Raw genomic sequence first — 25,513 nt, forward strand, 5'->3', positions numbered from 1 at the left:
GCCTGGACATCCAACGCATGAACGATCCCAAGCCATCGCTGGGGCAGGTGCGCGAACGCATCGACAGCATCGACCGGCAGATCCAGGAACTGATCTCCGAACGGGCAAACTGGGCGCGCGAAGTGGCTCGCGTCAAAGGCGAAGGCCTTTCCGCCATCGACTATTACCGCCCTGAACGCGAAGCGCATGTGCTTCGCATGGTGGTGGATCGCAACCACGGCCCGCTCTCCGATGCTGAGATGGTGCGTTTGTTCCGCGAAATCATGTCTTCCTGCCTGGCCCAGGAGGATCCGCTCAAGGTCGGCTATCTCGGCCCCGAGGGCACCTTCAGCGAGCAGGCCGTGCGCAAGCACTTCGGGCATGCCGCCTATGGCCTGCCGCTGGGCAGCATCGAAGAGGTGTTCCAGGAGGTCGCAGCCGGCCACGCGGATTTCGGCATCGTGCCGGTGGAAAATTCCGGACAGGGCATGATCCAGGTCACGCTGGACATGTTCCTCACCTCCGAAGCACGCATCTGTGGCGAAGTGGAGCTGCGCGTGCACCAGTGCCTGTTGTCGCAGCGCGAGTCGCTGGCCGGCATCCGGCGTGTCTACGGGCACGCGCAATCGCTGCAGCAGTGCAAGACCTGGCTGCGCGTGAATTTGCCGGATGCCGAATGCATTGCCGTACACAGCAATGCCGAGGGCGCACGCCTGGCGCGCCACGCGGATGACGCCGCGGCGATCGCGGGCGAAACCGCCGGCAAGATCTACGGCCTGAAAATGGTGGCCGGAGCGATCGAGGACCGCGCCGACAACACCACCCGCTTTCTGGTGATCGGCCGCTCGCTGTTTCCCGCCTCGGGCAACGATCGCACGTCGCTGCTGATTACCGTCAACGACAAGCCGGGCGCACTCTATGACGTGCTGAGCCCGTTCGCCAAACACGGCGTGAGCATGAACCGCATCGAATCGCGACCGGCGCATACCGGCAAATGGCAATACGCCTTCTTTATCGACGTCTCCGGCCATATCGACGATGCGTCGCTGCAAGACGCGCTCAAGGACATGGGCCCGGTGGCCACGCAAGTGCGTGTGCTCGGTTCCTACCCGGTGGCCTTGCCATGAGCGGAGTGCAGCGTCTGGATTGGACCAGCGGGCCGGTGGCGTCCCTGCACGGCGATGTGGTGGTGCCGGGCGACAAATCGGTGTCGCATCGCTCGATGATGCTGTCGGCGATTGCCGAAGGCACCTCGCATATCCGCGGTTTTCTGGAGGGGGAGGACACCCGCGCCACTGCGGCGGTGCTGGCCCAGCTGGGCGTATCGATCGAGGCGCCGACGCCTGGCGAACGCATCGTGCGCGGAGTCGGCCTGCATGGTCTGCGCGGCTCCAGCCAGCCGCTCGATTGCGGCAATGCCGGCACCGGCATGCGCCTGCTGACCGGTCTGCTGGCGGGGCAATCCTTCGACAGCACGCTGGTGGGCGACGAGTCGCTCTCCAAGCGCCCGATGCGCCGCGTGACCGATCCGCTGGCCGGCATGGGCGCGCAGATCGATAGCCAGGACGGCCTGCCGCCGCTGCGCGTGCGTGGCGGCCGCGCCTTGCATGGCATTCGCTACGAACTGCCGGTGGCCAGCGCGCAGGTGAAGTCCGCGCTGCTGCTCGCCGGTTTGTATGCGACGGGCAGCACCGAAGTGATCGAGCCGCATCCCACGCGCGACTACACCGAGCGCATGCTTGCCGCCTTCGGCTGGCCGATCGATTTTTCGCCGGGCTATGCAAAACTCGAAGGCGGCCATCGCCTGCAGGCTACGGATGTAGTGGTGCCGGCCGATTTTTCCTCGGCTGCCTTTTTCCTGGTGGCAGCCAGCATCGTGCCCGGTTCGATGCTGCGCTTGCCGGCGGTAGGCCTCAATCCGCGCCGCACCGGCTTGCTGGAAGCCTTGCGCCTGATGGGCGCGGACATTCGCATCGAAAATCAGGCCGAAAGCGGCGGAGAGGCGATCGGCGATCTGGTCATCCGTCATGCGCCGCTGCATGGCGTGGAGCTGCCGGAAGCCTTGGTGCCGGACATGATCGATGAATTCCCGGCCTTGTTTATCGCCGCATCCGTGGCGCAGGGACGCACGGTAGTACGCGGCGCGGCCGAACTGCGCGTGAAAGAGTCGGACCGCATCGCCAGCATGGCCGCGGGCATGCGCGCGCTGGGCGTACGCATCGAGGAAACGCCGGATGGCGCCATCATCGATGGCGGTGCGATCGGTTCCGGTACGGTGGACAGCCATGGCGACCATCGCATCGCGATGAGTTTCACGGTGGCCGGCCTGGTAGCCAAAGGCGCGGTGACGATTCGCGATTGCGCCAATGTCGCCACCTCGTTCCCCGGCTTTATCGAATTGGCCAACAGCTGCGGATTTGCCTTGCGCTGAGGCGCTTCAGCCAGCCCGGCGACCGCCGCCGGGCTGCATATCAAGGCGCTGCCGCTCGGGCCTGCGCCGTTTTCATTTTCCCGGCCACTCCGCAACAATCGGCAGCACTGCCAGATCGGCCTGTTGCCGGCGAGCGCGCGTAAGCCAGGGTTTTCCGATGCCGTCCATGCCACCTTTCATCGTTGCCATTCCCGCCCGCTACGGATCGACCCGCCTGCCGGGCAAGCCGCTGCGCGAGATTGGCGGCGTGCCCATGGTGGTACGCGTGGCGCAGCGCGCGCTGCAAGCGGGGGCGGCGCAAGTGGTGGTGGCCACGGACGATTCGCGCATCGCGGCGGCCTTGTCGGGGCAGGGCGTGGAGGTCTGCATGACCCGCGCCGATCACGCCTCCGGCAGCGACCGCCTGGCCGAATGCGCCGCCCATTACGGCTGGGCCGACGATGCCATTGTGGTGAATCTGCAGGGCGACGAGCCGTTCGCGCCGGCTACGGGCATCTGTGAAGTGGCGCTGGCCTTGGCTGAAGACGATGCGCCGATGGCGACCTTGGCCACGCCGATCGGCGATGCGCATGAATTGTTCGATCCGAACGTGGTGAAACTGGTGCGTGCCGCCAACGGCCGCGCCCTGTATTTCAGCCGGGCGCCGCTGCCGTGGGCGCGCGATGCCTTCGCCGCCAGTCGCGACGTGCTGCCGAGCGATCTGCCGTTTTTGCGGCATATCGGCATCTACGCCTACCGCGCCGGCTTTCTGCAGCAATACGCCAGGCTGGCACGCACACCGCTGGAGCAAGCCGAATCGCTGGAACAGTTGCGTGTGCTGGAATGCGGCTATGCTATCGCCGTGCGCCTGACCCCCGAGCCGTTTCCGCCGGGCATCGATACCGAAGCTGATATCCAGCGCGCCGAAGGATGGTTAGGTAGCCAGTCGTGAATGTCAGCAGCATTTTGTTCGTGTGCTTGGGCAACATCTGCCGCTCGCCCCTGGTCGAGGCCGTGGCGCGCAAGCGTTTGGCCGAAAGCGGCGTGAAGGTTGAAGTTGCCTCGTGCGGTACCGGCGGCTGGCATGCCGGCGAGCAGGCTGATCCGCGCATGCGCGCGGCCGCGGCCGGTGCCGGCTACGAACTCGGCAATCATCGCGCCCGCCAGCTTTGCACGGCCGATTTCGAGCGCTACGACCTGCTGCTGGCGATGGATAGCGACAACCTGCGCGAAATGCGCCGCATCGTCGCCCCCGAACCCGGCAAGCGCGCCGCCTTGTTCCTGGAATGGGTGCGACTGGAGCCGCCGCACGAATTTCCCGATCCTTACTATGGGGAACTGACCGGCTTCGTGCAGTCGATCGTGCTGGCCGAGCAAGGCGTGCGCGGGCTGATCGAGCGCTTGCGAGTCAACTAAATACCGCCATGTCCGGCCCACCGCTACACGCGCGGCCGTTACCTCAAACCGGCTAAAATCGCCGGATGCAGCCCGCTTCCTCCCAGGCCTTTGACGGCAAGGCCTTTGTCAGCACGCTCACCACGTCCCCCGGCGTCTATCGGTATTTCAACGAAGACGGCGAACTGCTTTACGTGGGCAAGGCCAGCAGCCTCAAGAAGCGTGTCGGTAGCTATTTCCTCAAGCCGCGCATGGAGCCGCGCATTGCCGCGATGGTGGCGCAGATCGCGCGCTGCGAGATCACCGTCACGCGCACCGAGGCCGAGGCGCTGTTACTCGAATCGCAGCTGATCAAGGCGCTCAAGCCGCGCTACAACATTCTGCTGCGTGACGACAAAAGCTATCCGTACGTGTATCTCTCCGGTGCCGAGGAATACCCGCGACTGGCATTCCACCGTGGTGCGCGCAATCAGCCGGGGCGTTATTTCGGTCCGTTTCCCAGTGCTTTTTCGGTACGCGAAAGCCTCAACCTGATGCAGAAACTGTTCAAGGTGCGCCAGTGCGAGGACAGCTATTTCCGCAACCGCTCGCGGCCGTGCCTGCAATATCAGATCGGCCGCTGCACGGGGCCGTGCGTGGGCCTGATCAGTCCCGAGGACTATCGCAGTGACGTACGCCACGTGGAGATGTTCCTCGACGGCCGCAGCAGTGCGGTGATCGATGAGCTGGTCGCCACGATGGAGCAGGCCAGCGCCGCCTTGAACTTCGAACGCGCGGCCGCCTTGCGCGACCAGGTGGCGGCCTTGCGCAAGCTGCACGCGCAGAACCATGTACAGGGCGCGACGGCGGATATGGATGTGATCGCATGCCGGATCGAATCCGGCATTGCCTGCGTCAGCGTCTTGTTCTTCCGCAATGGCATCAGCCTGGGCACGCGCGATTTCTATCCGCGCCTGCCGCTGGATGCTGAGCCGGCCGACGTGCTGGCGCAGTTCATCGCCCAGTACTACCTGGATCGCCCGGTGCCGCGCGAGATCATCCTCGGCGAGGCGATTGCCGACGAACAGTTGCTGAGCGAGATGCTGGCGCAACAGTGCGGCCACGCGGTGGAGATCAAGACGCGCGTACGCGGCGATCGCGCGCAGTTCCTGCAGATGGCCGAGCGCAATGCGCAGGCATCGCTGACCTCGCGCATTGCCAGCCGGCAAACGCTGGGCACGCGGTTCGAAGATCTGCAGAACCTGCTCGGCCTGGACGAGCCGCCGCGGCGTATCGAGTGCTTCGATATCAGCCATACGCGCGGCGAGGCGACCGTGGCCTCATGCGTGGTGTTCGGGCCGGAAGGTCCGGAGAAGTCGCACTACCGCCGCTTCAATATCGCTGGCATTACGCCGGGCGACGACTATGCCGCCATGCATCAGGCGCTTACCCGGCGCTTCCGCAAGGTGGCCGAGGGCGAGGGCGTCCGCCCCGACGTGCTGCTGATCGATGGCGGCAGCGGGCAGGTGGCCCAGGCCCTGGATGTGCTGGCCGAGCTGGGGGTGACCGGCATCGAAGTGGTCGGTGTGGCCAAGGGGCCGGGGCGACGCGCCGGCGAGGAAACCCTGATCCTGGCCGGTTCCCAGCGGGAAATTCATCCTGGTCCTAGTTCACCAGCCTTGCATCTGGTGGCGGCGGTGCGCGACGAATCCCATCGCTTCGCCATCAGCGGCCATCGCAAGCGGCGCGAGAAGGCGCGTGAACGCAGCGTGCTGGAAGAGGTCCAGGGAGTGGGTGCACGTCGGCGCACTGCGCTGCTCAAGGCTTTTGGCGGACTGGCCGGGGTGGAAGCGGCCGGCGTGGAAGAACTGATGCAGGTGAAGGGGATTGATCGCGGCCTGGCCGAACGCATTTATGACGCACTTCACGCCTAAGCTCGCACACTCGCCCCACGCCCCGCTGCTCACCCTCGCGGGGAACCGGTTAAGGTGAGCGCCGCTTCTGCGAAAAACATCCGATGCATTCCATCTGGCATGCGACACTGAGGAAAACGGAAAGAACCGATGCGCATCAATTTGCCGACCTGGCTCACGCTGTTCCGCGTAGCGCTGCTGCCGGTCATGGTGCTGGTGTTCTACTGGCCCTTCCGCGGCCATAACCTCACCGCCGCCGTAGTTTTTGCCCTGGCCGCCCTCACCGACTGGCTCGATGGCTATCTGGCTCGCCGGCTCAACATGGCTTCCAAGTTCGGCGCCTTCCTCGATCCGGTGGCGGACAAGCTGATGGTGGCGGTCACGCTGTTCATGCTGGTGGAAACCCATCGCGGCGGCTGGCCCGGCATCGTGATGGCGGTGACCTCGGCGATCATCGTGGGACGCGAGATCAGCATTTCGGCCTTGCGCGAATGGATGGCCGAGATCGGCATGCGCGCCACGGTGCGGGTGGCGTTCCTGGGCAAGCTGAAAACCGTCATGCAGATCGTGGCCCTGATCGTACTGATCCTGCAGCACGAAAAAGATGCCGAAGCGCTGCGCCTGTACCACATCGGCGAGGGGCTGCTGGTGATCGCCGGCGTGCTCACCATCTGGTCCGGCCTGTATTACTTGCGCGCGGCATGGCCCGCCTTGCACGACGATCCGTTGCTGCCGGTCGAGCAGGATAAAAACCCTTGACGGTTTCGTTTCAGCCGCTAAAATGCGCGGCTCCGATGCGGGAATAGCTCAGTTGGTAGAGCACGACCTTGCCAAGGTCGGGGTCGCGAGTTCGAGTCTCGTTTCCCGCTCCAAGTTTCCAGACCAGGCCCCAGGTGAAAGCCCGGGGCCTTGTTGTATCTGTACTTCAAGCATGTGCGGCAAGTTGCTTGAATTACTGAAAAAAAGCGGGGCCGCCTATTCACATCCAGGCGGATTCTGCTATAGTTGCACGCTCCGATGCGGGAATAGCTCAGTTGGTAGAGCACGACCTTGCCAAGGTCGGGGTCGCGAGTTCGAGTCTCGTTTCCCGCTCCAGTTTCATGCAAAACCTCGGTGAGCCGGGGTTTTGTTTTTTAAGGCGAGCCTCGATGCAACATGTCGCGGTTCGGCGCATTGGCCAGGTGGCAGAGTGGTCATGCAGCGGCCTGCAAAGCCGTGTACGCCGGTTCGATTCCGACCCTGGCCTCCAATGCGAATACAAAAAAAGCGCCTCAAGGGCGCTTTTTTCTTTGCCGGTGCAGAGCATCTGCCATGCGCGGCGTGCACGTATTCATTGCGGGATGGGGCGATGTGCGTAGCTGACTATCCGGGTCAACTGCCAGGTTCCGCCCTTGTTCTGCCAGATCATCAGGAATTTGGCGATGCCATCGCACTTGCCGGTGTCGAGCTCGCAGAAGCGATGCACGCCTTCCTCAATGGCGCCGTAATCCTTGATCGGATAAATCTCGAGCGTGCCCGCCACGAGTTCGCGGCGCAGTTTGTGGCAAATGTTTCTGCGAGTGGTGTCCACCAACGTCTGGCGGTCCTTGGTCACGCCGCCTTTGTCGTGATAGAACTCCACGTCCGGCGCGAAGAACGTGCTGAACTTCTCCATGTCGCAACGGTTGTAGGCGTCGAAAACCTGCGTATCCAGCGCCGAGACGGTACGCGTCAATGCCGCGTCGTCATCAGCCGCAAAAGCCGACGTCGCAAGGAATGCGCTGGCCATGACCGCCAGCCAGCAGGCCGCGGTGCTCCAAGAATGAATTCGTGCTGATGCCATGCCGATGCTCCTCATAGGTCAAGTCCATGTCCGCGTTATTGAGCAGGCGAACGTGCGATCGGATCGCCTGGCTTTGCGTATTGATACGCGCGGATGGCCGCCGGTTGCAGTGCGGTTTCGATCTTGAGCGTTTCGATGCAGGGCTAAGCGTCTTGGTCGATGGTTGTGCGGGCTTCCCGCATCGCATCGGCAAGCTTCTGCATCAGCCGGGGCAGGTTGCGGCGATCCTCTTCCGTCCAGTCTTCCAGCAATTGCCCCAGCAATCGGCGGCGTGCATGGACGATGGCCTCGATGGTGCGGCTGCCGGCCTTGGTGATGGCAGCGGCTTTGACGCGCAGATCTTCTTTGCTGGATTTGCGCTTTACCAGGCCGAGTTCTTCGAGCCTGGCGATCTGGCGGCTGACCGTCGATGCATCGCGCCCGACCAACTCGGCCAGTTCCGCCACGCCCAGCGCGGAGCTGCGGCTAAGCCCGACCAGCAGGGGAAACAGCGCGCGATCCAACGCGACACCGGCTTCCTTCAACAGCACATCGTCCTGGCGCGGGCTGTTCATGCAGCTCATCAAGGCGAGCAGGGCGGCCGCTAGCTCATCGATATTGCGTGTATCGTACATGCTTTACTTCCGGGCGGGTGCTGGGTATATTGCATGTATGGTACATGCAAATGGTGATTGCCCGATGGACGCTGCCGCCAGGCCGAACGTGTTGTTGATCATGGGAAGTATCCGCCCCGGGCGGAATAGCCTGTTGATTGCCGATTGGATTGCCACGCTAGGGCGCTCCTGCAGCGGACTGGCTTGCGAAGTGCTCGATCTCGCCGATTGGCCGCTGCCGATGGATGACGAACCGGGCCTTCCGCATGCCGGCCAGTATGTCCAGCCGCATACGCGCGCCTGGAGCGAAAAGATCGTTGGCGCCGATGCCGTGGTATTTGTCACGCCGCAGTACAACTGGGGCTATCCGGCGCCGCTCAAGAACGCGATCGATCATCTTTATCAGGAATGGCGCGGCAAGCCGGCGGCAATCATCAGCTATGGCGGCCATGGCGGCACCAAGTGCGCCGAGCAACTGCGCCAAGTGGGCGCCGGATTGAAGATGCGCATGGTGGCTACCGCGCCGGCATTGACGCTGCCGGAGGAGGTGATCCGGCAGCACGTGGCGCTCGATCCGGCGAAGGATCTGGCCGTGCATGTCGACAGCATCAAACAGGCTTTCGCCGAATTGGCGATCGAACTCGCCGCGGCCGCCTGATCAGGCGCCGGTAAGACTCTTAAATGCCGTAGCCAGCGTGCGCATGGCGTTGCGCGAGCGTTGATCGCGCAAGGCGGTATACAGCACCACGTCCTGGCTGGGCAGCGCCGGCAGCGCCATGGCCGGGCCGATATCGATGGTGCCGCTGGGCGCGGTGCGCCGTGCAAGCACGGCAACCGCAAGGCCGGCTGCCGCCGCTGCGCCGACCACGGCGGCGCCTTTGCCGATAAACACTTCCGTCCATGCGATGCCGACCTGATCCAGCGCACGCACGGCGGCAGCGCGAATGCTGCACGACTCGCCCTGGGTCGATAGCGGTAGCGGCTGGCCCGGGCGCAGCTCCCAGTGGGCGGCGCCGATCCAGGCGAAGTTCTCGGTGAACACGATGTCGCCCTGGCCGCGGCGATTTTCCGGCTGCAGCACCAGGGCCGCGTCCAGCGTACCTTCGTCATAGGCCTGCATCACTTCGCGCGAGCCGGCCACGCGCATTTCGATCAAGAGCTGCGGATCGTGCTCGTTCATACGCCGCAGCAAGCTGGGCAGTTCGCTGCCGACGAGTTGGTGGCTGATGCCGATCGTCAGTCGGCGTTGCTCGGCCTGGAAGGAGGACACCGCACGCTCATGGGCGCCGACCAGCGAGCGCGCTGCTTCGAGAAATACGGCGCCTTCGGCCGAAAGCCGCACCTGCCGTGGCGTGCGTTCGAGCAGGCGCCGGCCAAGATGGGTCTCTAGCCGCCGCACTTTCAGGCTGATGGCCGATTGCGTGGAATCCAATACCTCCGCTGCGCGGGTGAAGCTCTGCAGATCGGCGATGAAGACGAAGGCTTTGACGGCGTCGAGGTCCAGCGCTTTCATAGGCTTATCATGTCAATTTGCAATGATTGAAATATATAGTAATTCGATTTACCAATATATGGCCGGTGGCTAGGCTTGCTGCATCCCCGCTCCCACCAGGTGTTCCGCCATGTCTCGGTTATCGGCCCTGTATGCCGGTTTCGCCTTGCTTGCCGCCTTTGTTCTCAGCCAGGCGGTGGTTGCGGACAGCACGCCCTCGCTGGAGGGAACCTGGGTGCTGAAATCCGCCTACGATCTGCACCAGGATGGCAGCAAGACCTTCGGCTTTGGTCCTGCGCCCGGCGGTTTGTTGATGGTTGACCACGAAGGCCGCTATTCGTTGCAGATCTACCGCAGCAACCAGCCCACCTATGCGGTTGATGCGCAGGGGCGACGAAACGAGTTCAAGCCGGCTGAGATCGCCAGCACGCACTACGGCGAAGTCAGCTTCGATACGTCGGCGCACACGGTTACTTTCCGCATCGAGCGGGCCTATAACCTGCGCTGGGACGGCGCGGTGCAAGTACGTCCTTACCAGCTATCCGGCGACGAACTGAGCTACCAGGTGCCGCCCCAGCCGGGCAGCGATACGGTGGCGGTCTCGGTATGGCGGCGGGTGCAGCCGATGCTGCATTCGGGCGATCCCTGAGCGCCGCACTGCAAAGTATCCGCTAAGGCAAAACCGCTAATCTCACGCTTTCGTGGACATGGGGCAGAGGCGTGCGGGTGCGGTTTTTCAAAAATCGGTCATATGACGGAATGCGGTATGGCATGCGCATGCGGCATCTGGGCGCGTGGATATGTCTGTCGCTGTGCGCAGGTTGTGCGACGTATTCGCCGCTGCCGCTGGGCGACGGGCAGGGTGCGCGCGATGCATCGCAACTTTCCGTCAGCACCGCGCAGATGCCGCTGCCGGCACTGCGCGAACATCGTTTCGATCCCTCGCATGGCCTGGATGTCACCGATGTGGCGATGGTCGCGGTGGCCAACAATCCAGACCTGAAGCTGCTGCGCGATCAGCTCGGCATTGCCCGGGCGCAAGCGTTTGCCGCTGGCCTGCTGCCCGATCCGCAGATCACGCTCAACCAGGAATTCCTGGATCATGCCGCGCCCGGATACACCACTTCTTACGCTTACGGCATCAGCGAAGACATCAGCAGCCTGCTGCTGCGCTCGTTGCGCAAGTCCGCTGCGAACAGCCAGGCCGAGCAAGTCAATCTGGATTTGCTGTGGGCCGAGTGGCAGACCATTGCGCAGGCGCGCCTGCTGTTCAACCAGGTCACCTCGCTGCGCGCGCAACAGCACGAACTGGCGGCCGAGCAAAATGCACTGGCCGTGGTCGATGGCGAAGTAAGCAAGGCGCTGCAGCGAGGCAATCTGACCTATGACGGCGCCAGCGCCGGTTTGATGGCCTATGCCGATGCCGGCAAACGCCTGGCCGACTGCACCACTCAACTGCACCAGGCCGAACACGATCTGCGCGTGCTGCTGGGTTTTGCTCCCGATGCGCCGTTGCCGTTGCTTGGCGAGCCATTCGAGGTTGCGCCTACGCCCGGGCAGGTACAGGCCGCCTTGGACGAGCTGCCGCGGCGACGTCCGGACCTGCTCGCCCTGCAAGCCGGCTACAAGGCGCAGGAGGCAACGTTGCGCGGCGCCATCCGCGCCCAGTTCCCCGCGCTGAATTTCGGCCTGGACCGGCAGACCGACAACACCGGCGTGCGCTCGCGCGGCATCAATATCGGCCTGACCTTGCCCTTGTTCGATCGCAACCGCGGCAATATCGCCATTGAGCAAGCTACCCGGCAGCAGCTGAAGGACGACTACGAGAATCGGCTGCTCGCCACGCGCAACGATATCCGCGAACTGCTGCTCGACCAGGACACCCTTGCGCAGCAGCGCGAGCGCCAACAGCAACAGGCGACCCGGCTCGACCAGGCCCGCGATGCAGCCGAACACGCATGGCAGCACGGCTTGCTCGATTGGCCCACGTATCTGTCCATCCGTGCCAATGCACTCAACGCGGATCTGGATGCGATTGCCGCACGCGACCAGCAATCGCAGCAAGCGATTGCGCTGGAAACCCTGCTTGGCAGTACCGATCTTCAACCGTCTTCCGTAGCGGCAGCCACACCATGAACCGATTGCTCCTGACCTGCGCCATGTCGATGGCGCTGCTTGCCTTGCTGGCTGGGTGCAGCGCTGGCGGTGCAGCCGACGATGACGACAAGCCGGACGTGAGTGGCCAGGTGCTGGTGAGCACGACCTCGCCCGTCAACCAGACTTTCCACGATACGGTGCAGGCCTGGGGTGCCGCGGTGGGAGATCCGCATCGCAGCAGCGTCATCAGCCTGGGCCATGGCGGACAGGTCACCGGCATCGACGTGGCCGCCGGCCAGGTGGTGAAACGCGGACAGGTGCTGCTGCGCATTGCCCCCGATCCGGCGGCGCGCAACACCTACCTGCAAGCGCAAAGCGGGTTGTCGCTGGCGACTGGCGAACTGCAACGCACCGAGCAGATGGCTGCGCAGCATCTGGCAACGCAGTCGCAACTGGCGGCGGCACGCAAGGCGCTGGACGATGCGCGCACCGCACTGGATGCGCAACGTGCACTGGGCGGCGGCGATGCCGAGGAAACCATCGCCGCGCCCGCCGACGGCGTAGTCACCACACTCGGCGTGAATCTGGGCGACCGCTTCCAGGCCGCCGCATCTTTGCTGACCTTTACCCCGGCGCACGGCTTGATTGCGCGCCTGGGTGCGCAGCCTGAAGACGCCGCGCGTCTGCAGGCCGGCATGCCGGTGCAGGTGAAAAGCGTGTACGGCGATGGCAAGACCTATGACGGCCGGGTCGAGATGGTTGGCCAGGCGGTCGATGCGCAAACGCATTTGCTGCCAGTGCAGGTGACGTTGCCGCCGCAGGCCAGCGCGTCATGGGTGGCAGGTGCCGCGGTGCAGGCCAGCATCGAAACCGCCGGCTATACCGCGTGGGCGTTGCCGCGCGATGCCGTGCTGCACGATGACCAGGGCGATTACGTATACGCGGTGGATCATGCGCATGCCAGGCGGATCGCGGTCAGTCTGAAACACCCCGAGGGCGATACGGTCGGCGTGCAAGGTCCGCTCGACGGCAAGACGCGCATCATCGTGCTCGGCAGTTACGAATTGAACGACGGCGACGCCGTGCGCGAGCAGCAGGAGCCGGCCAAGTGAGCATCACCGCATGGATGCAGCGCCATCGGCGCTCGCTGTTGTTCCTGGTGTTGATGCTGGCGCTCGGCGGTGTGGCCAGTGCCGTATTCATGCCGGTGGCGTTGTTTCCGAATGTGCAGTTTCCGCGTGTGCAGCTGGCGCTGGATGCCGGCGATCGTCCGGCCGACCAGATGGCCATTGCCGTCACCACGCCGATCGAAGATGCACTGCGCCGCGTGCCGGGTGTGCGCGAGGTGCGTTCCACGACCAGCCGCGGCAGCGCCGATATCGAGGTCAGCTTCGATTGGGGTACGGATATGAGCCGCGCCCTGGGCGATATCAATGCCGCAGCGAGCCAGGTATTGCCGGAACTGCCGCCGGAAACCAAGCTCACCAGCCGGCGCATGGATCCCACCAGCTATCCCATGCTGGCTTACAGCCTGCGCTCGCATAGCTTGTCGCCAAGCGCGCTGTATGACCTGGCGCAATATCAGCTGCGCCCCTTGCTCAGCAGCATTCCCGGCATCGCGCATGTCGGCGTGCAGGGCGGTGAAGTGGCCGAATTCCACGCCGACGTCGACCCAGCGCGCCTGCGCGCGCAGGATCTGAGCCTGGTCGACGTGGCCACGGCCGTCAGCCATGCCGCCACCATCCAGGCGATGGGGCATGTTTCCGATCACTACAAGCTGTACTTGTTGCTGGCCGACAATCAGCCGGCCACGGTCGCAGCCCTGCGCAATATCGTGCTGCGTGCCGACAGTCATGGAGTGGTGCGCCTGGGCGACATTGCTACGGTGACGCTCGATCACGTGCCGCAATGGATCCGCGTTACCGCCGATGGCCAGGACGCGGTGCTGATGCAGATTTTCCAGCAGCCCGACGGTAACAGCGTGCAGATTGCGCGCGATGTGAAGCAGCGGCTGCAGGACTACGCCGCGCAGATGCCGGCCGGGGTGAAGCTCGCCAACTGGTACGACCAGTCGCAACTGGTGACCGGAGCGGCGGGCAGCGTGCGCGATGCGATCCTGGTCGGTATTGTGCTGGCCGGACTGGTGCTGTTCGTATTTCTGCGCAATACACGGGTGATCCTGGTTGCCTTGCTGGTGGTGCCGGCGGTGCTGGCCATTACCGTGCTGCTGCTGCGCGTGCTGGGCATGAGTTTCAACATGATGACCCTGGGCGGCATGGCTGCCGCCGTAGGCCTGATCATCGACGATGTGATCGTGATGCTGGAGCACATCGTGCGGCGCGTGCAGGGCGTGCAGGGTGAAGCCAGCGCGCGCATTGCCGGCGCGGCGCGGGAATTTACCCGGCCGCTGACCGGTTCGAGCGCGGCGACCGTGGTGATCTTCCTGCCGCTGGCTTTTCTTACCGGCGTTACCGGCGCGTTCTTCAAGGCCTTGTCGCTGACCATGGCCAGCGCGCTGGTGATTTCCTATCTGCTGACCTGGATTGTGGTGCCGTTGTTATCCGAGCGCCTGCTGGATCGGCAGCATCGCACCGAGCACACGCCAGGCCGATTTTCGCAGCGCGTTACGCACGTCTACGCCAGCGTGCTGCAGCGCTGGCTACGCCGTCCGCTCTGGCTGTTGCTGCTGGTCCTGCCGCTGGTCGGGCTGGGCGCGCTGGCCTACAGCCATGTCGGCACGGGCTTTATGCCGGTGATGGACGAAGGCGGTTTTACTTTCGATTACATTTCCAAGCCCGGCACCTCGCTGGAAGAAACCGGGCGGCTGCTCAATCAGGTGGAGGCGATCATCCGCGCCAATCCCTATGTGGATACCTATTCGCGCCGTACCGGCCTGCAATTGGGCGATGGTCTTACCGAAGCAAATACCGGCGATATCTTCGTGCGCCTGAAAAACGGCGCACGCCCGTCCACCGAAGAAGTGATGAACGATATCCGCGAGCAGGCGCAGGCCAAGGTGCCGGGCCTGGATGTGGATGTCTCGCAGCTGATGGAAGACATGATCGGCGACCTGGTGGCGGTGCCGCAGCCGATCGAGATCCAGCTCTACAGCGACGATGCGGAGCAGCTCAACAGCACCGCGCAGAACGTGGCCGATGCACTGGCCAAGATCAAGGGCGTCAACGGCGTGCTCAATGGCATCAATCCTGCCGGCGATGCGCTGACCATGAGCGTGGATCCGGCCAAGGCGGCGCTGCAGGGGCTCGATCCCGCCGGTATCACCGACCAGGTGACCGCGGCGATCGACGGCACGGTCGCCGCACAGCTGCCGGCACAGGGCAAGGTGATCGGTGTGCGCGTACGTTTGCCGGCTTCCTCATATCGGCAGCTGGAGCAGGTGGCGGCGTTGCCGATCCGCGCGGCGGACGGTCATCTATTGCCGCTTTCGCAAGTGGCCAACCTGCAGATCGTACAGGGCCAGCCGGAAATCACCCGCAACAACCTCAAGCGCATGGTGGCGGTGACCGGGCGCATCAGCGGGCGCAGCATGGGCGCCACCATTGCCGACGTGAAAGCGATGCTGGCCAAGCCTGGGCTGCTGCCCAAGGGTATGTATTACCAGCTCGGCGGCTTGTATCAGCAGCAGCAGGAGGCTTTCCGCGGCCTTAGCGTGGTGCTGCTGGCGGCGATCGCCCTGATCTTCGCCTTGTTGCTGTTCCTGTATGAGAGCTTCCGCGTGGCGCTGGCCATTCTGGCGATGCCGCTGCTGGCGATGGGGGCGGTGTTTATCGGCCTGTGGCTCACCGGTATCGAGCTGAATATCTCGGCCATGATGGGCATGACCATGATCGTCGGCATCGTGACCGAGGTGGCCATCTTCTATTTTTCCGAACTGGAGGGTGTGGCGGCCGAATTGCCGTTGCATCAGGCCCTGCTGGCGGCAGCGCAGCATCGTGCGCGGCCGATCCTGATGTCCACGCTGGCGGCGATCCTGACCTTGTCGCCGCTGGCGCTCGCACTGGGCAGCGGCTCGCAGATGCAACAGCCGCTGGCGGTGGCGATCATCGCCGGCCTGCTGGTGCAGGTACCGCTGGTGCTGTTGGTGATGCCGGTGCTGTATGCGGGCCTGATGCGCGCGCGCAGCAGCTGATCCGCTTTGCCTGGGCGGCAAAGCCGGTCACACTGCCGGCATGAGTCACGCCATCGTCTGGTTTCGCCGAGATCTTCGCCTTGCCGATAACGCGGCGCTGCATCATGCAAGCGCCGCGCACCACGGCATCGTGCCGTTGTACATCCATGCGCCGCAGGAGGAGGGCGAGTGGACGCCGGGTGCGGCCAGTCGATGGTGGCTGCATCACAGCCTGCAAGCGCTGGATAAATCCTTGCGGCGGCATCACGGCGCGCTGCAGATCCGCCAGGGCGAGAGCCTGCCGGTACTGCTCGATGTGCTGCAGCAGAGCGGCGCCGATACCGTCTACTGGAACCGCCTCTACGAACCCGCTGCGATTGCGCGCGATACGCAGATCAAGGCGGCGCTGCGCGAGCGCGGCATCACCGTGCACAGCTGCGGTGGTGCGCTATGGCAGGAGCCCTGGCAGCTGGCCACCCAGGAAGGGCAGCCGTATCGCGTGTTCACGCCGTATTGGCGCAAACTGCGCACGCTGGTCGAAGCCGCGCCACCACTGGCGACGCCGGCCTTGTCGCTGCTGCCGGCTGCAGGCAGCGTTGCGCTGGATACGCTGCAACTGCTGCCGCGCATTGCCTGGGATGCCGGCATGCGCGAAGCCTGGACCCCTGGCGAGCAGGGGGCCGAAGCCATGCTGGATCTGTTCGCCGACGATGCTCTTGGCGACTACGCTGCCGCGCGCGATCTGCCAGCCCGGCATGGAACCTCGCGCCTGTCGCCGCATCTTCATTTCGGCGAAATTACGCCGGGGCAGATTCATCACGGATTGGTCGAACGACTGCGCCGACGCGATGCGAAACGCCGTCCGGATCTGGAGCCCTATCTGCGCGAACTGGGCTGGCGCGAGTTCGCGCATTATTTGCTGTATCACTTTCCCAAAACGCCTGCCGACAACTTCAATCCGCGCTTTGACGGTTTCAAGTGGTCGAAGGACAGCGATGCATGGCTGCAGCGCTGGCAGCAGGGCCGCACGGGTATCCCGCTGGTCGATGCCGGCATGCGCGAGTTGTGGCATACCGGCTGGATGCATAACCGCGTGCGCATGATCGTGGCCAGCTTCCTCACCAAGAATCTGCGCCAGCACTGGCTGCACGGTGCGCGCTGGTTCTGGGACACACTTGTGGATGCGGATCTGGCCAACAACACGCTGGGCTGGCAATGGGTGGCGGGTTGCGGAGCCGATGCGGCGCCATACTTCCGTGTTTTCAATCCGGTGACGCAGGCGCAGAAGTTCGATCCGAAGGGTGTTTATCTGCGGCGCTGGCTACCGGAGCTGAGCAAGGCACCCGACGCCTTGCTGCACGAACCGTGGAAGGATGAGAGCCTGCTCAAGCGCAGCGCGTATCCGGCGCCCATGATCGATCTGGGCCAATCGCGCCAGGCCGCACTGGCGGCCTATCAGGCGATGCGCCGCTAAGCGTCGGCGTGGCTTGCGCCACGACGCAGCAGCCAGGCCAGGATCGGCGGCGTCACCATCGCCGTCAGCAGCGACATCGTCACGATGATTGCGTACATCCGGTCGCTGAACACCCCGGCAGCCAGGCCCAGGCTGGCAATCACCACGCCGACTTCACCGCGCGGCACCATGCCGAAGCCCACGATGGTCGCGCCGGCGCGGCCGAGCGAAAGCGCACCCAGAAAGCCGCCCAGCAGCTTCGACACGATCGCAATCACGGTGACCACTCCGAGCATGATCAGCGCATCGCCATTGGCCAGCTGATGCAGGTCGATCTTGCTGCCGGTAAGCACGAAGAAGAACGGCGTCAGCAAGGACAGCAAGGGTTGGATCTGCTGCTCCAGCGTGTGCTGCTGGCGTGTTTCCGACGCGATCATGCCGGCCAGGAAGGCGCCGATGATCGCGGCCAGGCCGAACAGCGTCGACACATAGGCCAACCCCAGGCACAGCGCCAGCACGATCAGCAGCGGCGAATGCACATGGCGCGGCTTTTCCAGCCAGTTGGAATTCCAGCGCATCACGCGCGTACCGCCCCAACCGATGACCGCGATAAAACCGATCGCCCCGGCCAGCACCATCACCAGATGCGAAAGATTGAAACCGCCGCCACCCTGCAGCGATACCACCACGCCGAGCAGCAGCATGGCCAGGATGTCGTCGATCACCGCCGCACCGAGGATCACCTTGCTTTCCACCCGCTGCAGCACACCCAGTTCCTGCAATACCCGCGCAGTGATGCCGGCCGAGGTGGCCACGAACGCGGCGGCGACAAACAGCGACTTGCTCCAGTCGAAGCCGCTCGCATGCGCCCAGGCGGCACCCAGGGCGAACGGCAGCAGCACCCCCAGCACGCCGACCAGGAAGGCGGAACGGCCGACTTTTTTGAGGTCTTCCAGCCGTGTTTCCAGGCCGACCGAAAACAGCAGCAGCACCACGCCGATTTCCGCCAGCACATCGAGCGGCGTGCCGGTGACGATCTGTTCGGGCGTAATCCAGCCGAGCAGCGATGGACCGATCGCGCAGCCGGCGGCGATCTCGCCGACCACGCCGGGCAGCTTCAGTCGCTGTGCGATCTCCGCGCCGATCTGCGCGGCGACGAACACGATAAACAGCGAGAGCAGAATGTCGTTGGCATGGTGCATGGTCGGCGTCCATCGATCATAAGCAGCCCGGCCATGCTACTTGCTCAGGATGGCGAAGACACCGCTACCGCCGCCGGAATTTTCTCAAGTCGCGCGAACACGCGGCTGGCCACCGCGGTGATCACCGCCAGCACGATCACGGTCCAGCGGAAGGCCACCACATAGGCGCCGCTGCCCTGGCCGTGCAGCAAGGTCTGCATCAGGAGGGTGGCCAGGGCGATGCCGAAACTCATCGACAGGTACTGCGTAGTGGATGCCATCGACGAGGCCATCGACGCGTATTTCACGTCCAGGTCGGTGTACACCAGCGTGTTCATCACCGTGTACTGCATGCCCATGAAGCCGCCGTAGACGAATACCAGCAGGGCGATCAGCAGCATCGGCGTATGCGGACCGAGCAGGGCGAACATGGCCAGCAGCACGGCCACGATCAAGGTGTTGCCGAACAGCAGCCGGCGATAGCCCAGCCGGATCAACGTGCGGTTCACCAGCCACTTGGCGCTGATCGAGCCCAGTGCCTGCGGCACCATCATCAGGCCGGCCATCAGCGGCGACCAGCCGCAGCCGACCTGCAGAAACAGCACAATCAGCAGGAACATGCCGCTCACGCCCAGCCGCGTCAGCAGGTTGCCCGACAGCGCCACCCACACGCTGCGCACGCGCAGCAGGCTCAGGTCGGCCACCGGATAAGCGGTGCGCCGGCTGTGCCACACATAGGCACTGCCGAATACCAGCGCCATCGCCACCAGCGAACCCATCCAGCTCCAGCGGATGTTCTGGTCGGAAGCGAATTCGGAAGCGGCCAGCAGCAGTGCCGATGCTGCGGCAAACAGCAGGAAGCCGAGCAGGTCGAAGCGGTTGGCGGTGGCGAGGCGGTATTCGGGCATTTCGCGTTGGTTGAGCCAGAGCCCCACGATGCCCACCGGCACGTTGAGCAGGAAGATCAGCCGCCAATTGGTGTATTCCACCAGCGCGCCGCCCAGCAGCGGTCCCAGCACCGAGCCCAGCAGGCCGAAGGTGGCCACCGTACTCATCACCTGCACGAAATCGCGCTTGTCGATCGTGCGCACGAGTACATACCGGCCCACCGGCATCAGCGCCGCGCCGCCGCAGCCCTGCAGCACGCGTGCAAGCACCAGTTCGGTCAGCGTGTGGGAGATGCCGCAGAGCAGGGAGCCGATGGCGAATACGCTGATCGCCATGCCGAACACCCGGCGCGTGCCGAAACGGTCGCACAGCCAGGGGCTGGCCGGGATCAGGATCGCCAGGGTGAGCACATAGCTGGTCAAGGCGCTGCGCATGTTCAGCGGCGTCTCGCCCAGCGCAGAGGCAATCGCCGGCACCGCCGTATTGACGATGGTGGAATCCAGCGACTGCATGAAAAAGGCCGCTGAAACCAGCCAGATCAGCCCGCGAAAGCGCACGCGCGACGGGCTGCCGCCTCCCGCCGCGACGGCCGCATCAGCGGCGGCGGTGGTGACGGGAGGGGACGAAGACATGACGTTATGATACCTGTTATGGCAGTTATTTGCCCGGAACAGTCCGTGCCCAAGTCAGCCCGATTTCACGCAGCGCAGACGAGGCCGTCAATAACGGTGGGGCGTGGGAGCAGGTCTCCGTGCCACCTGTCCTCTTAACCCGCATGGACGAATCGTTACACTTCCCGCATGAGCAAACCGTCAGCCTCCCCTTCGCCCGCACAACGTGTGCAAGTACTGCACAAGCAGATCGAGCACGCGAATTACCGCTATCACGTGCTCGACGATCCGGAGATTCCCGACGCCGAATACGATGCCTTGATGCGCGAGCTTGAGGCGCTGGAAGCAGCAAACCCGGACCTGATCGTGCCCGATTCGCCCACTCGGCGGGTCGGCGCGCGTGCGCTCGGTGGTTTTGCCGAAGTGCGGCATGCCTTGCCGATGCTCTCGCTGAGCAATGCTTTTGAACAGGATGGCGAGAACGAACGCGAGCGTTACCGCGAAGTGGCGGAATTCGAGCGGCGCATCGAGCAGACGCTGGCGCGCCGCAATCCGGTGTTCTCGGTGGAGCCCAAGCTGGATGGCCTGGCGATCAGCCTGCGCTATGAGAACGGCGTGTTTGTGCAGGGCGCGACGCGCGGCGACGGCGAAACCGGCGAAGACGTGACGGCCAACTTGCGCACCGTGCGTGCCATTCCGCTGCGCCTGCGCGGCGAGGGTTGGCCGCGCGTGCTGGAAGTGCGCGGCGAGGTGATCATGCTGCGCAAGGATTTCGAAGCGTTCAATGCGCACGCGCTGCAGCATGGCGAAAAACCGCTGGCCAATCCGCGCAATGGCGCCGCCGGTTCCTTGCGTCAGCTCGATCCGGCAATCACCGCCAGGCGCAAGCTCAGCTTCTATGCGTATGCCGTAGGTGCGGTGGAAGGTGGCGAACTGCCCGATACGCATTCAAAGACGCTGCAGAAATTGCGCGAGTGGGGTTTTCCGGTTTCCGCCGAAGTGGACGTGGCCGAGGGATTCGACGGACTGATCGACTATTTCAAGCGCATCGGCGCCAAACGCGAGCGCCTGCCTTACGACATCGATGGTGTGGTCTACAAGCTGGACGACTACGCCGGCCAGCGCAGCATGGGTTTTGTGGCGCGCGCACCGCGCTGGGCCATCGCACATAAATTCCCGGCGCAGGAGCAGAGCACGACGGTCGATGCGATCGAGATCCAGATCGGCCGCACCGGCGCGGCCACGCCAGTGGCGCGGCTGGCACCGGTGCAGGTAGCCGGCGTCACCGTCACCAATGCCACCTTGCACAATGCCGATCAGGTAGCGCGGCTGGATGTACGCGTGGGCGATACCGTGATCGTGCGCCGAGCAGGCGATGTGATTCCGGAAGTGGTGCGTGTCATCCTCGAACGCCGCCCGGCCACCACGCATCCGTGGCAGATGCCCACGCATTGCCCGGTGTGCGATTCCGCTTTGGTGCGCGAAGAGGGCGAAGCGGCCTGGCGTTGTTCGGGCGGCCTGATCTGCCCCGCGCAGCGCAAGGAGGCGGTGATCCACTTCGCCTCGCGCCGCGCGATGGATATCGAAGGCATCGGCGAGCGTTTTGTCGATGCACTGGTCGACTTCGGCTACGTGCATACACCGGCCGATTTGTACAAGCTCAAGCTCGAACATTTCCTGGAAATGAAGCAGCGCGCCGACGAGCGCGACGGCACCGTGCCGGAAACGGTCAAGGCCGGCAAGATCGCCACCAAGTGGGCGGAAAACCTGGTCGAGGCGATCGAGGCCAGCAAGAAAACCACCTTGGCGCGCTTTCTCTATGCGCTGGGCATCGTGCATATCGGCGAAAGCACGGCCAAGACCCTGGCCAGCTGGCTGGGACGGCTGGAATGGGTGCGCAGCATGCCGGCGGCGATTCTGCGCGAACTGCCAGATATCGGCGGCGAGGTGGCCGGATCGATCGCCGCCTTCTTCCGCCAGGAAGGCAACTGCGCGGTGGTGGATGCCTTGCTGGACGAGGGGATCGTGCTGAGCGACGAGGCCGATCCGTCGCCGCGCCTGCATCAGACGTTGAGCTTGGCTTTGCTGCTGGAAGATGCCGGTATCAACGGCATCGGCCGCCGCAATGCGGAACTGCTGGCGACGCACTTTCCCAGCATCAGCAAGCTGCATGCGGCCGGCAGTGCGCATTGGGTCACGGCCGGTTTGCCGCAGAACGCCACGCTCAGCCTGGACGATGCGCTTGCCGATGATGGGCGCCGCGCCGGCTTGCAGGAGGCCGAGCACGCCATGCATCGCCTGCTCGCTGCGACGCCGAACGCCAGCGCCGAAGAGGCACTGCCATTGAGCGGCCAAACCGCGGTGCTTACCGGCACCTTGTCCGGCATGGGACGCGACGAAGCGAAGGAAAAGCTCGAAGCGCTGGGCGCCAAAGTGGCCGGCAGCGTATCCAAGAAAACCAGTTTCGTGGTGGCCGGCGAAGCGGCGGGTTCCAAGCTGGACAAGGCGCAGGAGTTGGGCGTTGAGGTATGGGATGAAGCGCGCCTGCTCGATCTGTTCAAGCGGCACGGGGTCTGATTCGCCATGGACAGCATCGTCAAGCCGTTCCGTCAGCGTCTGCAGGCAAGGGCGCAGCTGTATGCGCTGATCCGCGCGTTCTTTGCCGAGCGTGGCGTGCTGGAAGTGGAAACCCCGATCCTCTCCGCGGCCGGTAATACCGATCCGAATATCGAGAGCTTCAGCGCCCCCTTCCATGGGCACGTGGACGCCGGTGCCCGCGAACGCTGGCTACGCACCTCGCCGGAGCATCCGCTCAAGCGCCTGCTGGCCGATGGCGTGGGCGATTGCTACGAGCTTGGGCGCGTATTTCGCAATGGCGAAGCAGGGGAGCGGCACAATCCCGAATTCACCATGCTGGAGTGGTACCGGGTCGGCTGGACCCATCGGCAGCTGATGGAAGAAACCATTGCGCTGGTCGAGTCGGCGCTGGCGATGGTCAGCCGCCGGGCGGAAGTATTGATCGAGGGCTACCGGCAGTTTTTCCTCGATGAACTGGGCCTCGATCCGCTGCATGCCCCGGTCGATGCCTTGCGCGCGCCGCTGGCGCAGTACCACATCGATCCGGTAGGACTCACGCGCGACGACTGGCTCGATCTGCTGATTACCCACAAGCTGCAGCCGAATTTTCCGCGCGACCGGATTACCGTGATCCATGATTATCCGGCCAGTCAGGCTGCCTTGGCGCGGATCCGACCGGGCGCCCCGCCGCTGGCGGAACGCTTCGAGCTTTATCTAGGTCCGCACGAGCTGGCCAATGGCTATCACGAGCTCAATGACGCGCAGGAACAGCGCAGCCGTTTCGAGCGCGACAATGCGCGGCGGCGCGAGCGCGGCCTGCGCGAAATGCCCATCGACGAGCAACTGCTGGCCGTGCTCGGCAAAATGCCCGATTGCGCGGGTGTGGCGGTGGGAATCGAACGGCTGCTGATGTGCCTGTCCGGCACGGACCGCATCGGCGATGTACTGGCGTTTCCGTTCGCCCAGGCCTGATGCCGGGCTCAGTCCACCTTGTGGATCAGGCCCAGCTCAAGCGCGTACTTGAACAGCTCCGCATCCGTCTCGATGCCGAGCTTGCGCATGGCGTTGACCTTCTGCGTGCTGATGGTCTGTTTGCTGCGCTCGAGTTTTTCCGCAATGGTGTTGATCGGGGTGCCGCTGACATACAGCTTGATCACTTCCAGCTCGCGCGGCGACAGATGTGAAGAGCCCGTGGACGACAGCGTCTTCACCACCTTGGCCACGCGCGGCGAGAAGTATTTGCGCTTGCTGTGCACCGCCTGCACGGCGCTGCGCAGATGCGCCATGTCATCGCCCTTGCTGAGAATGGCGTCGACGCCGCAGGCCTGCAGGCTGCGGATCAGCACGGTATGGTCCATGCCGGTGATCACGATGATGCCCAGCTGCGGATAACGCTCGCGCAGGAAGCCCATCAGCTCCAGGCCGTCGCCGTAATGGCCGCCGGGCATGGCGTAGTCGGTGATGAGAATGTCACAGGCTTGTGAATCGAGCAGGGCGATCAGCTCGGTGGAGTCGACGGCCGAGCCGATCCGCTGCACGGTGGGAGTGTCGTCGAGAGTGGCCTCGATGCCCAGCCGGATCACCGGATGATCATCGGCCAAGGCAACGCGAATACGGTTGTCCATCCTGGTCGTGCCCGTTTACAAAGTGGCGAAGAAACGCTTGGAAGCGGTGGTTTATCGTAGTACAGCGCTCAGGCCGAATATCGAGGCCTATGTTAGTTTAAGCACCGCAAAAGGGTTTGGATCCAAGGAGCCTGGATTGAACATAAGGGTAGCCGTAGCGGATGACCACCCTACCATGCTGGCGGGGATGGGCCTGTTGTTATCCAGGGCCGCAGGTATCACGGTGGTCGGCATGGTCACCGATTCCACGCAATTGGTCGATCTGCTCGGCAAATCGGCCTGCGATGTGGTCGTGACTGATTTTTCGATGCCGGGAGGGCGTTATGGCGATGGCCTGGCCCTGCTGCGTTTCCTGAAACGACGTTTTCCCCACATCAAGCTGGTGGTGTTCACCGGTATCGAAAACAGTGAAGTCATCAAGGGCATCATGGACGTAGGTGCCAGCGGTGTAGTCAGCAAGGCGGATGATCTGGGACAAGTTGAAACCGCCATTCGCATGGCGCAGCTGGGCGGTCGCTATCTATCTCCGTTGAAGAACAGCCAACTGGCCGCGCCGGCGCCGGCAGCACCGGGAAACACCGAGCAAGCGGTCAAGCTCAGCAAGCGCGAAGCCGAAGTGCTGCGCATGTACGCCGAGGGCTTGACCATCTCCGAGATCGGCGCCCGCGCCGGGCGCAGCAATAAAACCATCAGCGCACAGAAAGTGGCGGCGATGAAGAAGCTCGGCTTGAAGCACGATGCCGATATCTTCCGCTATGCGCAGGCCAAGGGGCTGGTGCAGGCATCGCAGATAGCGCGCAGAAATGCCAGTCGCGATGACAGCGATGTGTGAATTCGCTTACATAACATCGGCACATGTGCCGTGCCCAATCCGCGTATTCCGAGAATAGCTAGGAGTGGTGTCCACGGGTAGCCTTGTATTCGTTCAAGGCCGATTTTCGCGGGCCTTCCATGCACCAAGGGCCTTATGGATTACCCGTACGACGATGCCGTTTCGGCGGCGCTGCTTGATTTCAGCGCGCTGCCCGAGAAGAAGCGCGATGCCTTCATCGATAGCTTCAACAAATATGACGACCGCGCTTTTGCCGTGCTGTCGCGCTTCAATGCCCTCGACCAGGCTCAGCGCGAAGCATTCCGGAAAAGCTTCAACGCCTTCATCTACGTTTCTCCGCAGCGACAGAAAGGCATTGCTGATGAGTTGATGCGGCGATGCCGGGATTCAGCGGATCCTTGCGTGCGGCAGGTTGCCGAGTCGGCCGCGGCCTACATGGCGCAGAACAAGAAAAAGGGACGGCCACGCAAGCAGTAGGGTCTGTATGTATTGACGTGCGGTGGCTGCCTTGGCAGCGAAAGGGCATTTATTCGAACT

At 63.9% G+C, this 25,513-nt stretch carries 22 protein-coding genes and 3 tRNA genes; 19 read left to right on the forward strand and 6 right to left on the reverse strand.

What is annotated here, in order from left to right:
* Positions 1-17: 17 nt before the first annotated feature.
* The 9 genes from pheA to IGX34_RS11500 all read left to right on the forward strand — a co-directional run bounded on the left by pheA (position 18) and on the right by IGX34_RS11500 (position 6,925).
* Positions 18-1,106 carry a prephenate dehydratase gene (gene pheA / locus IGX34_RS11460; protein WP_192555866.1) on the forward strand — a complete coding sequence of 363 codons (1,089 nt, stop codon included), beginning with the start codon at positions 18-20 and terminating at the stop codon, positions 1,104-1,106.
* Positions 1,103-2,410, forward strand: a complete 1,308-nt coding sequence (gene aroA / locus IGX34_RS11465) for a 3-phosphoshikimate 1-carboxyvinyltransferase (RefSeq protein WP_192555867.1) — start codon at positions 1,103-1,105, stop codon at positions 2,408-2,410. The genes pheA and aroA overlap by 4 nt, the downstream gene beginning before the upstream one ends.
* Before the next feature lie 157 nt (positions 2,411-2,567).
* Positions 2,568-3,341 carry a 3-deoxy-manno-octulosonate cytidylyltransferase gene (kdsB, locus tag IGX34_RS11470; protein WP_192555868.1) on the forward strand — a complete coding sequence of 258 codons (774 nt, stop codon included), beginning with the start codon at positions 2,568-2,570 and terminating at the stop codon, positions 3,339-3,341.
* Entirely contained in the window at positions 3,338-3,805 is a 468-nt protein-coding gene (locus IGX34_RS11475; RefSeq protein WP_192555869.1) for an arsenate reductase/protein-tyrosine-phosphatase family protein, read from the forward strand. Before kdsB ends, IGX34_RS11475 begins: the two co-directional genes overlap by 4 nt.
* A gap of 65 nt (positions 3,806-3,870) precedes the next feature.
* Positions 3,871-5,697: an excinuclease ABC subunit UvrC gene (gene uvrC / locus IGX34_RS11480; protein ID WP_192555870.1), complete on the forward strand. Its 1,827-nt coding sequence runs from the start codon at positions 3,871-3,873 to the stop codon at positions 5,695-5,697.
* A gap of 129 nt (positions 5,698-5,826) precedes the next feature.
* On the forward strand, positions 5,827-6,435 hold the full coding sequence (gene pgsA / locus IGX34_RS11485; protein ID WP_192555871.1) for a CDP-diacylglycerol--glycerol-3-phosphate 3-phosphatidyltransferase: 609 nt from the start codon (positions 5,827-5,829) through the stop codon (positions 6,433-6,435).
* 37 nt (positions 6,436-6,472) lie between these two features.
* Positions 6,473-6,548, forward strand: a tRNA-Gly gene (locus IGX34_RS11490).
* Positions 6,549-6,695: 147 nt separating this feature from the next.
* Positions 6,696-6,771, forward strand: a tRNA-Gly gene (locus IGX34_RS11495).
* An 80-nt stretch (positions 6,772-6,851) separates the two neighbouring features.
* Positions 6,852-6,925: transfer RNA gene (locus IGX34_RS11500), tRNA-Cys, on the forward strand.
* An 81-nt stretch (positions 6,926-7,006) separates the two neighbouring features.
* On the opposite strand, the gene IGX34_RS11505 is transcribed toward IGX34_RS11500, so the two are convergent.
* Both IGX34_RS11505 and IGX34_RS11510 read right to left on the reverse strand, forming a co-directional pair.
* Positions 7,007-7,498: a nuclear transport factor 2 family protein gene (locus IGX34_RS11505; RefSeq protein WP_225737399.1), complete on the reverse strand. Its 492-nt coding sequence runs from the start codon at positions 7,496-7,498 to the stop codon at positions 7,007-7,009.
* Positions 7,499-7,641: 143 nt separating this feature from the next.
* Positions 7,642-8,112 carry a MarR family winged helix-turn-helix transcriptional regulator gene (locus tag IGX34_RS11510; protein WP_192555872.1) on the reverse strand — a complete coding sequence of 157 codons (471 nt, stop codon included), beginning with the start codon at positions 8,110-8,112 and terminating at the stop codon, positions 7,642-7,644.
* Positions 8,113-8,176: 64 nt separating this feature from the next.
* On the opposite strand from IGX34_RS11510, the gene IGX34_RS11515 reads away from it, so the two are divergent.
* Positions 8,177-8,749: an NADPH-dependent FMN reductase gene (locus IGX34_RS11515; protein ID WP_274380826.1), complete on the forward strand. Its 573-nt coding sequence runs from the start codon at positions 8,177-8,179 to the stop codon at positions 8,747-8,749.
* On the opposite strand, the gene IGX34_RS11520 is transcribed toward IGX34_RS11515, so the two are convergent.
* Positions 8,750-9,604 carry a LysR family transcriptional regulator gene (locus IGX34_RS11520; protein ID WP_192555874.1) on the reverse strand — a complete coding sequence of 285 codons (855 nt, stop codon included), beginning with the start codon at positions 9,602-9,604 and terminating at the stop codon, positions 8,750-8,752. It lies immediately after the preceding gene.
* 109 nt (positions 9,605-9,713) lie between these two features.
* Here IGX34_RS11520 and IGX34_RS11525 point away from each other — a divergent pair, with 109 nt between their 5' ends.
* From IGX34_RS11525 to IGX34_RS11545, 5 genes are all read left to right on the forward strand, one after another.
* Positions 9,714-10,232 carry a lipocalin-like domain-containing protein gene (locus tag IGX34_RS11525; RefSeq protein ID WP_192555875.1) on the forward strand — a complete coding sequence of 173 codons (519 nt, stop codon included), beginning with the start codon at positions 9,714-9,716 and terminating at the stop codon, positions 10,230-10,232.
* A 122-nt stretch (positions 10,233-10,354) separates the two neighbouring features.
* Positions 10,355-11,719, forward strand: a complete 1,365-nt coding sequence (locus tag IGX34_RS11530) for a TolC family protein (protein WP_338015457.1) — start codon at positions 10,355-10,357, stop codon at positions 11,717-11,719.
* Entirely contained in the window at positions 11,716-12,792 is a 1,077-nt protein-coding gene (locus IGX34_RS11535) for an efflux RND transporter periplasmic adaptor subunit (protein WP_192555876.1), read from the forward strand. Before IGX34_RS11530 ends, IGX34_RS11535 begins: the two co-directional genes overlap by 4 nt.
* A complete protein-coding gene (locus IGX34_RS11540; RefSeq protein ID WP_192555877.1) occupies positions 12,789-15,830 on the forward strand; it encodes an efflux RND transporter permease subunit in 3,042 nt (1,013 codons plus the stop codon). The genes IGX34_RS11535 and IGX34_RS11540 overlap by 4 nt, the downstream gene beginning before the upstream one ends.
* Positions 15,831-15,870: 40 nt before the next feature.
* Complete coding sequence (locus tag IGX34_RS11545) at positions 15,871-17,283, forward strand: cryptochrome/photolyase family protein (RefSeq protein ID WP_192555878.1); 1,413 nt, start codon at positions 15,871-15,873, stop codon at positions 17,281-17,283.
* Here the strand turns inward: IGX34_RS11545 and IGX34_RS11550 are convergent.
* Complete coding sequence (locus IGX34_RS11550) at positions 17,280-18,464, reverse strand: cation:proton antiporter (protein ID WP_192555879.1); 1,185 nt, start codon at positions 18,462-18,464, stop codon at positions 17,280-17,282. The genes IGX34_RS11545 and IGX34_RS11550 overlap by 4 nt on opposite strands.
* A 44-nt stretch (positions 18,465-18,508) precedes the next feature.
* Positions 18,509-19,963, reverse strand: coding sequence for an MFS transporter (locus IGX34_RS11555; RefSeq protein ID WP_192555880.1), 1,455 nt, complete (start codon positions 19,961-19,963; stop codon positions 18,509-18,511).
* A gap of 168 nt (positions 19,964-20,131) precedes the next feature.
* On the opposite strand from IGX34_RS11555, the gene ligA reads away from it, so the two are divergent.
* Together ligA and epmA are read left to right on the forward strand one after the other, a co-directional pair.
* Positions 20,132-22,519: an NAD-dependent DNA ligase LigA gene (gene ligA, locus IGX34_RS11560; RefSeq protein ID WP_192555881.1), complete on the forward strand. Its 2,388-nt coding sequence runs from the start codon at positions 20,132-20,134 to the stop codon at positions 22,517-22,519.
* A 6-nt stretch (positions 22,520-22,525) separates the two neighbouring features.
* Complete coding sequence (gene epmA, locus IGX34_RS11565; protein WP_192555882.1) at positions 22,526-23,491, forward strand: EF-P lysine aminoacylase EpmA; 966 nt, start codon at positions 22,526-22,528, stop codon at positions 23,489-23,491.
* A gap of 8 nt (positions 23,492-23,499) precedes the next feature.
* Here epmA and IGX34_RS11570 read toward each other — a convergent pair whose 3' ends face one another.
* On the reverse strand, positions 23,500-24,144 hold the full coding sequence (locus IGX34_RS11570) for a response regulator (protein ID WP_192555883.1): 645 nt from the start codon (positions 24,142-24,144) through the stop codon (positions 23,500-23,502).
* On the opposite strand from IGX34_RS11570, the gene IGX34_RS11575 reads away from it, so the two are divergent.
* Positions 24,137-24,976: a response regulator gene (locus IGX34_RS11575; RefSeq protein ID WP_225737400.1), complete on the forward strand. Its 840-nt coding sequence runs from the start codon at positions 24,137-24,139 to the stop codon at positions 24,974-24,976. The genes IGX34_RS11570 and IGX34_RS11575 overlap by 8 nt on opposite strands.
* Before the next feature lie 135 nt (positions 24,977-25,111).
* Positions 25,112-25,453 carry a hypothetical protein gene (locus IGX34_RS11580; protein WP_192555884.1) on the forward strand — a complete coding sequence of 114 codons (342 nt, stop codon included), beginning with the start codon at positions 25,112-25,114 and terminating at the stop codon, positions 25,451-25,453.
* Positions 25,454-25,513: the final 60 nt, after the last annotated feature.

This window comes from Dyella acidiphila, from assembly GCF_014863405.1.
Classification (GTDB): Bacteria; Pseudomonadota; Gammaproteobacteria; order Xanthomonadales; family Rhodanobacteraceae; genus Dyella_B; species Dyella_B acidiphila.